Here is an 8364-nt window from a genome sequence, read left to right as displayed (position 1 = left end):
GTCGGTGCGTCGTGGCAAGGTGCAGTTGAGCGCGCGAGGCGATCTCGGTCAGGCGCAGGCCGTTGCCGCCCTCCGCCGCAACCACCCGCAGAATCGCGAACACACGCCGGATGCTCTGCGAACCGACGTCGGCCTTTTCCGGCGCGGCAGCGGAGACGCCGTCAGCGTCCGAAGAGTTGTGGTTCAGCGAAGACACACGCGTCGGTCGGACGCGGGCCTCGCCCTTTCCCTTGGACAACTGGGCCATGATGCACCCAGTCACCTGGCCTTTCGACCCAGTTCTTCTGGAAGGCGATAGGTTCGAACCGCAGTGTCCGCGAACAGGTCGGCCTTCTCGCTGTCCGAACAGCCCGCCGTGATGCGCTTGAACGTGTTCCACAGCACGCGATACGAGCAGCCCGCCTTGTCGGGCGGGAAGTTGCTCTCGAACATGCACCGGTTCGGCCCGAAGGCCTCAATACAGGTTTCAACATAAGGCCTCCAGGCCTGCGACAGTTCAAGCGAAGTCGGGGGCCGGTCACGATCGATGAAATCGAAGCCCCCCAGTCGCATACCGATCCCTCCGAGCTTCATCACGACATTCGGCCGCTCTGCCAACGCCCGGATCGATCGCGCCCACTCACGCGTCACCTGGTCCTTGCGATCCGCATAGGGCCCGATGCCAGCACGGCCGCCGAAGTGATCGATGATGATGTGCGTTTCGGGGAATGCATCCACCAGGTCAATCGCCTGCGGCAACTGCGGGTGGTAGCACCAGAGATCGAAACTCAGGCCTAGCGGCGCGAGCCTTGCGAAACCCTCGCGAAAGCGAGCATCCACAAGCATGTCTTTTGGCGGCGGCCGACGCAGGGTGCTCACCTGCGGGCTCGCATCCCACGCGGCCATGTGCCGGATACCGCGGAAGCGATCGGGCGCACGCGCAATGCAAGCTTCCATCACGTCGCCCGCGAAGGCGCCCATCGTGAGATCCACCTTACCAACGATGCCCGCGCAGGCCCTGACGGGGCCGTGGCATCCGCTTGCGAACTCCGCGGCCACACCATTGATGTACTCCACCTCCCCCACGCTCGCGAAGCGCGGGTCGCCGTCGGCCCGGTACATGAACGAGCACTCGATGAAGACGCTGCCTCGCACGTCATGACCGCTGTTCAGGTCCTTCAGCACTTGAGGAACTAGATAGGTTCCGTGGCCGTCCCACAGGTGAAGATGCGGGTCGACGATAGGGCGATCTGGTTCGATCACGTCCTCGTCGCGCAACGCAAGCCACGCTTCGTCGATCCAGTGCTGCGGCGGCATGCCCCGCTGGGGCTTTGCTTGGGTGAAAGTTGCTGGATCCATCGTTCGCTCACCCGTGTTTGATCATCACGCTCTTTGCTTCCAGAAAGGCTTCGAGCCCTTCTGGCCCCATTTCTGCCCCAACTCCGCTCTGTCTGCGAAACACCGTCGGCATGTACTTGAGAGGCGGCTCGTCGCGCGAGCAGTTCACCCACAGCATCCCAGCACTCACGGCTCTCGCCATCTTCATCGCGGTCTCGAGCTTCGTCGTCCAGACGGAACCGACCAGTCCGAACTTCGTCGCATTGGCCAGCTCGACGGCGTGGTCCGCATCACGGAAGGCCGACACGCTCAGCACAGGTCCGAATATCTCTTCCTTCGCGATGCGTGCATCAGGGCCAACCTCGTCAAACACCGTCGGCTCGAAGAAGAACCCGCGCCGCAGATCCTCTCGCTGCGGCCGCCTCCCGCCTGCGACCAACCGGGCCTCGGACTTGCCAATCGCCACGTATGACTCAACGCGCTCCAATTGCGCCTCGCTGACGAGAGGACCGCAAACGGTGTCGCCGGCGAACGGATCGCCCATCCTCACCGCCGCCACTTCGCGCAGTAACAGCTCCATGAATTCGTTCTTCACCGATGCCTGCACGAGCAGACGGCTGCCCGCCTGGCAGGACTGGCCCGCCAGCCTGAAGATGCCTTTCGCCACGGCGGCGGCGGTGTGTCCCAGCGAGTGCGCGTCGGCAAAGACGATGTACGGCGACTTGCCGCCGAGCTCCAATTTCACGCGGGTGAGGTTGTCAGATGCGGATCGCATGACCGCCTTGCCGGTTGCACTGGAGCCGKTGAAGGTCACCATGTCCAGCTTTTCGCTTCCGGCGATCACTTGTCCGACGATCGCGCCGTTGTCGCGCGCGCTCGTGACGACGTTGAAGGCCCCCGGCGGGAGTCCAGCTTCATGAAGAATGCGCGCGAACTCGATCACCGCGCCCGCGGACTGGTGTGCCGGCTTAAGGACGACCGTACAGCCCGCCGCCAAGCCGGGGCACGCCTTGTGCGACAGGGACAGCGGCGCATTCCAAGCAGTGAGCGAGCCGATGACGCCTATCGGTTCCTTCATCACGAAGCCGGTTGCGTCGTCGCGCTGGCCGCAAATCGCGTGGTCGCGCCGCTCCACGATCAGACCCGCGTAATAGTCCAGCGCATCCGCCGCGCCGGCTATAGCCTTCAGTTGCTCGGTTCTGGGCTGTCCGACTTCACGGGTCATGACATCCGCGATGCGCGGCGCGCACTCACGTAGGAGGCCCGCGGCGCGCCGCAGCACTGCGCCGCGCTCAACAGCCGACATGCGCGGCCAAGCGCCTCGATCGAATGCGTCGCGCGCGGCATCGATGGCTTGGCTCGCGTCGTGCGCGCCGGAGTCCTGGTAGACGCCCACCAGTGACTGGTCATAGGGGTTTCGCCGCTCGTACGTCTCGCCGGTCAACGACTCGGTCCAGCGGCYGCCAATGAAGTTGCGATGCGTCTGCAGTTCGCTTTCCATGGTGCTCTCGACGAATGAATGTTGTGCTCTCATCTGACAAAAGATTGTCCGCAGCGCCCTGGAAGGGACAAGATGGCTTCTTTCATTCAGTGAGAGAAAAAGTTGGGGGTTAACCCTTTCGGTGGCACGAAGCGATTCAAACCAGAGCCGCTTTGCGCTCCGGTGACCGAACTCGGGGAGGTTCCGCCGCGTGCTCCGCATCGTACTGTGTGTCGGCCAGCACCATCTCCGCGCACTTCTCGCCGATCATCATGCAGGGCACGCTCGTGTTGCCAGAAACTAGCGTCGGCATGATCGATGCGTCGGCGACTCGTAGACCGGCGATACCATGCACACGCAACCGGTCATCGACTACCGACATGGCGTCGTGGCCCATCTTGCAGGTCCCTACCGGATGCTGCGTCATCTGGCCAGACTGGCGCAGGAAATCGAGGATCTCCTCATCAGTCTGTACCTTGGGTCCGGGCTCCATCTCCTCGGCTACCACTCCAGAGATGGGCGCAGCGGCTGCGATTTCCCGGGCGCGTCGCACCGCGAGGACCGAGGTGCGACGGTCCTCCTCCGTCTCGAGGAAGCGGAAGCTGATCGCAGGCGGCTCCAAGGGGTCTGCGGAATTTAGGTGGATGCTGCCCGTACTTTCCGGACGTTGCAGGTGCGTGTAGGCAAAGAAGCCCTCAGTCGCAGAGATCTGCCGACGATTACCCGCCTTGACCTCAAGGATGTACGGATTGATCACCATCATGAAGTCCGGCCGAGTGAGCTCGGGACGTGTGCGCGCRAAAAGACGCAACGATCCGTAGCCCTGCGCGACGAAGCCGGTGCGGAAGAGCGCGTAGCGCAGGATCTCGAGCATGAGCCGCCAGCCTCGCGCCTTACGTGTAAGCGCAATACCTGGGCGATTCAGGCGCCACTTCAGCAGCCCTGCATAGTGCTCGCGCAGGTTCTCGCCGACGCCAGGCAGCGCATGCACGACGGCGATACCGTGTCATCCCAGGATCTCAGGATTGCCGATGCCCGATAGCTCCAGCAGCTTAGGTGAATTCACCGCGCCTCCGCAAACGATCACTTCGCGCGCGGCGTGCGCTTCGCGCATCTGGCCATGGCACAAGAAGCGCACACCGACGCAGCGCTTGCCTTCGATGATGAGCGAGGTGGCCTCGGCGCCTTGAGAGATCGTGAGGTTCGCGCGCCGTCGTGCGGGCTCGAGGTACTGCGTGGCCGTGCTGTGGCGCAATCCGCGCCAGCCAGTCTGCTGCGACATGGCGACGCCTTCCTGGCTGCTGCCGCTGTAGTCCGGATTTCGCGGGATACCCACCGCGGCGGCGGCATCCATGTAGATGTCGAAGAACGCGCAGGACTTCGAAGCTTCCACCACTTTGACGGGACCGCTCCGTCCCCGGTAGCGGTCCTCTCCGATCGCCGTGCTTTCGATCTTCCTGAACAGCGGGAGGACATCCTTGAAGCTCCAGCCCTTGCAACCCATCGCGGCCCAGCCGTCATAGTCGTCGCACTGCCCGCGGTTGTAAATGATGCCGTTGATCGCACTGCTGCCGCCGAGCACCTTGCCGCGCGGGACATACAGGGACCGGCCGCCGTGTGTCTCGTTCGGTTGCGACTGGTAGCGCCAGTTCACTACCGGGTTGTTGATCATGAACGCCACACCCATCGGCGGCTTGGTCCAGAAGTATTTCGCGCCCTTCACGCCGGCCTCCAGGCAAAGGACCGTGTACCTGCCGCCTTCGCTTAGCCGCGCTGCGACGATGCCGCCGGCCGAGCCGGAGCCGACGACGATGAAGTCATAGGTAGGATGTCTCATTTGCTTGCCCTCGAAATCGATACGAGGATTTTGAGAGTCGCGCAGCCGCACGAGGACATGCGACTTTCACGAGGCGATAGGATTTCGACGGGGTTAACCYGCGACCTTCTTCACAATGCCTCCGCGCAGCGATTGTTTGCTGCCGCTTCGCCTCTCATGGAGTGGAGGCGGAGCGTGAAACTTCGCCGCACCCGGTTGCCCGACGCGCGACGAAGTCCAGTTCGTCATCGATCGCGGTGGAATACCTGATGGTGCACAGGCTGTCGACGTCGACTTGGCAGCTCATTACCGGCTTCTCTTCCCGTCGTGGACGCCCGAATGGATGGCTCAATCGACCGGCGGGATGTTGGCCACTTTCACCCACTCTCTCCATTGCTTGCGGTCGGCCGCCGTCCATGCGGCCTGCTCCTCAAGCGTGGTGATACGAACGACGGCTCCGCTTTCCTCGATCTGTCGGCGCATCTCAGGCTGCGCTAGCGCCTCGCGCATGAAGCGGTTCATGCGTTCGAGCACCGGTCGAGGCGTTCCAACGGGTGCCGTGAGACCAGCCCAGCCTTCGTAGAAAAAGCCCGGCAGCGCGTCGGCCACGGGCTTCACCTCCGGAAAGGCCGGCGACCCCTTTGCGGAGGTTATGGCGATAGGACGCAGCAACCCGCCCTTGATCGCGAGGGATGCTGACATGGCGTCCATCATCGTGAAGTCGATGGTGCCTCCAGCGACGTCAGTCAGGACCGCAGGCGCGGACTTGTACGACACCGTAAGGATCTCGGCCGGCGCGCGTACCTTGAGCAGTTCGCAGGGCACGCGCGACGCAGTCGTGGCATAGCCACACGTTACCTTGCCCGGATGGGCCTTCGCGGCATCGATCAACTGCGCCATCGATTGATACGGGCTGTCCTTGCGCACGACGGCGAAATACGGAAACACGGTGAACATGCCAACCTCGACGAAATCACGGGTCGGGTCGTAGGGCAACTTCGGGTAGAGCGCAGGATTGGCGGAATGCGTAGAAACGCTGCCAATGAAGAAGGTGTAGCCGTCGGGCGGGGCGTTCTTCGCGGCCTCGGCGCCGATGATTGCGTTGGCGCCGGGCTTGTTCTCGACAACCACGGGCTGCTTCGTCTGCCCGCCCGCATATTGCGCGAATGCACGCGCGAGGTAGTCGGTGCTCGATCCTGGCGCGGTGGGTGCGATGATGCGAATCACGCGTGAGGGCCAAGCTTCCTGCTGTGCGCCCGCGAATACCGGGGCGAGCAGGGCCGCTGCAGCGAGAATGATGCGAATACCTGGTTTCATCTATGTCTCCTATTGGGTGAAATTCTTGGAATCAATCCATCCGGATCCCGGCCCTGCGCACGACGTCGCCCCAGACGCGCATGTCGTGGGCCACGAGGTCGGTGAGCTCTTGCGGGGTACTCGTTCTCGCCTCGGCATTGCGGTCCAAAAGGTACGATCGGAATTCAGGTCGCTGCGCGGCCCGGACCACCGCATCGCGCAGCCGCTCCGCAACGGCATCCGGCGTGCCGTTCGGAGCGAACACGGCGAACCAGATGACTGCATCGAAGCCCGGGATTTCCTCGGCAATCGTCGGCACGGCCGGCAGGTTCGGAATGCGGTTTGGTGAGGTGACGGCGAGGAACCGCAGCTTGCCGGAGCGCACTTGGGACGTCGCCTCCATCGCCGTGATGAAACTCGCCTGGATGTCACCAGCCAGCAGCGCCGTGACCACGTCCGAGCCTCCCTTGTACGGGATGTGCTCCATGTCGAGCTTGGCCTGGCGCGCGAACTCGTGCCCGGCAAGATGCGCGAACGAGCCCGTCCCCGACGACCCATAGTTCATCCGCGCCCCAGGCTGACGCGCCTGGTCCATCAAGGCCGGCAGAGTCTTCGCGCCTTTGTCGACCGACACCGTGAGTGCAAGCGGCATGAAGGCCACCGTGGTCAATGGACGCAGGTCCTTCAGCGGGTCGTAAGGTGTCTTGCGCGCAGCGGGAACGATCGCGTTCGGCGCCTGGTTGCCGAAGACGATCGTGTTTCCGTCCGGCGCCGCCTTGGCGACGAAATCGGTTCCAATCGTCCCTGCACCGCCGGGCTTGTTCTCGACCAACACGGTTCGATTCATGACTTCGGCGAGTTGCTTTTGAAGCAAACGCGCGAGCGCATCGGTCGTGCCACCCGCCGAATATGGAACCACCAACTTAAGCGGCGGACCGCCAGTGGTCTGCGCGTGTGCAAATGCCACCGGCGCGATCGCTGCGGCGACTATGAGCAGCCAGCGGAATGCATCTTTTGTCATGCGATGTCTCTTTGTTCTATTTCAGGATCTGAAAAATGGGCGAGTGCCTTCACGCCGTGGTGGGTCCGGCTCCCGGCACGGCAACGCGCAAGAAGGCGAGAGCCGCCCGCCCGAAGACATCATTGCGGTCGCCTGACACCATGTGGCCCACCCCGGCGATGTTCACGAATTGCGCGTGCGGGCAGAGGCGCATGAAGTCGCGTGCCCCCTCTTCGCTGACTACGTCGGAGTGACCGCCCCGCACCAGGAGTGTTGGCAGGTGCAGCCTGCGGGCAGCTTCCATTCGCCGCTCGTCGCTCTCGCGCTCACGCGCCGTGAGCCGCGGGTCCCAGTGCCAGTGATAGAGGCCATCCATGCCCAGACGGAGGTTCTTCGCGAGTCCGTCGAGCCTGCGTACCGTGCCGGTGCGCGGGCGATAGGCGTCTATCGCCTCCGCCGCTTCTTCGAGCGTGCGGAATCCCTCCGTCGTGCCGCGCATGAAGGACCGTACCTTTGCGACACCGGAGGGCTCGGTACGCGGCGCGATGTCAACGAGGATCAGCGCGCTGGAATCGATGAGTCCCTCGCCCACGCCGATTAGGCTGGTGGCCCCTCCCATCGAAGCACCGACGAGCGCGGGCCGTTCACCGAAGGTTGTGACCAGGCTGCGCAGGTCTCGGACCATGGCGTCGCGCGAGTAGTCGCCATCAGCGGGCCAGTCCGAGTCACCATGGCCGCGCGCATCAAACGCGACCGCGTGGTAGCCCGCGGCGTCGAGCATCCTGCCGGTCGTGCGCCAGGCATGCCGCGTCTGCCCGACTCCATGCAGCAGCAGCACGAGGGGCGCTTTCGGATCTCCCCACGAATCACCGGCGAGCTTCAGGCCACCTTCGACGGTCCACGCATGCATCGGAACCGGCGTGCCCGGAAGGGGGGAATATGTCTTCATGGTTCCTCCGGTCATGAGCATCGTCGAACAGCGACCCCGGCTCGGGCCAAGCGGTGACGGCATGTCGCTGCCGTGCCGGACTCGCACGGCGTGCAGGCATTCACGAAGCAGCGCCATGACTAGAGCGCCTTGACGAGTTCCGGCACGGCGACGAACAGGTCGGCGACGAGGCCGTAGTCGGCCACCGAGAAGATCGGTGCCTCTTCGTCCTTGTTGATCGCCACGATCACCTTGGAGTCCTTCATGCCGGCCAGGTGCTGGATCGCGCCGGAGATGCCCGCGGCGATATAGAGCTGCGGCGCCACGATCTTCCCGGTCTGGCCCACTTGCCAGTCGTTCGGGGCGTAGCCTGCGTCGACGGCTGCGCGGCTGGCGCCCAGGCCCGCGTTGAGCTTGTCGGCCAGCGGCGCCATCACTTCCTGGAACTTCTCGGCGCTGCCCAGGGCCCGGCCGCCCGAGACGATGATCTTGGCGGCCGTCAGTTCGGGGCGCTCGCTCTTGGTGAC

9 protein-coding genes are annotated in these 8364 nt (G+C 63.9%); all 9 read right to left on the bottom strand.

The window, feature by feature from the left end:
- Positions 1-247, bottom strand: a 247-nt coding sequence (locus tag AC1DY5_RS32165; protein ID WP_478118076.1) for a helix-turn-helix domain-containing protein, incomplete at its 3' end; no start/stop codon positions are given.
- A gap of 11 nt (positions 248-258) precedes the next feature.
- Positions 259-1296: an amidohydrolase family protein gene (locus tag AC1DY5_RS32160; RefSeq protein WP_478118074.1), complete on the bottom strand. Its 1038-nt coding sequence runs from the start codon at positions 1294-1296 to the stop codon at positions 259-261.
- 49 nt (positions 1297-1345) lie between these two features.
- Positions 1346-2818, bottom strand: a complete 1473-nt coding sequence (locus tag AC1DY5_RS32155) for an aldehyde dehydrogenase family protein (RefSeq protein WP_478118073.1) — start codon at positions 2816-2818, stop codon at positions 1346-1348.
- Positions 2819-2954: 136 nt separating this feature from the next.
- Positions 2955-3788: a GMC family oxidoreductase gene (locus tag AC1DY5_RS32150; RefSeq protein ID WP_478118071.1), complete on the bottom strand. Its 834-nt coding sequence runs from the start codon at positions 3786-3788 to the stop codon at positions 2955-2957.
- A 15-nt stretch (positions 3789-3803) separates the two neighbouring features.
- Positions 3804-4685 (bottom strand): GMC family oxidoreductase, encoded by an 882-nt coding sequence (locus AC1DY5_RS32145; RefSeq protein ID WP_478118069.1) that lies wholly within the window; start codon positions 4683-4685, stop codon positions 3804-3806.
- Positions 4686-4961: 276 nt separating this feature from the next.
- Positions 4962-5930 (bottom strand): Bug family tripartite tricarboxylate transporter substrate binding protein, encoded by a 969-nt coding sequence (locus AC1DY5_RS32140; protein ID WP_478118067.1) that lies wholly within the window; start codon positions 5928-5930, stop codon positions 4962-4964.
- A gap of 31 nt (positions 5931-5961) precedes the next feature.
- A complete protein-coding gene (locus tag AC1DY5_RS32135; RefSeq protein ID WP_478118065.1) occupies positions 5962-6930 on the bottom strand; it encodes a Bug family tripartite tricarboxylate transporter substrate binding protein in 969 nt (322 codons plus the stop codon).
- 49 nt (positions 6931-6979) lie between these two features.
- Entirely contained in the window at positions 6980-7858 is an 879-nt protein-coding gene (locus AC1DY5_RS32130) for an alpha/beta fold hydrolase (protein WP_478118063.1), read from the bottom strand.
- A 119-nt stretch (positions 7859-7977) separates the two neighbouring features.
- A partial coding sequence (locus tag AC1DY5_RS32125; RefSeq protein WP_478118062.1) for an electron transfer flavoprotein subunit alpha/FixB family protein occupies positions 7978-8364 on the bottom strand: 387 nt, incomplete at its 5' end.

This window comes from Variovorax sp. P4_D9, assembly GCF_056401695.1.
Note: the sequence above shows the minus strand (reverse complement) of the source record. Positions and strands in the feature narration are given on the sequence as shown.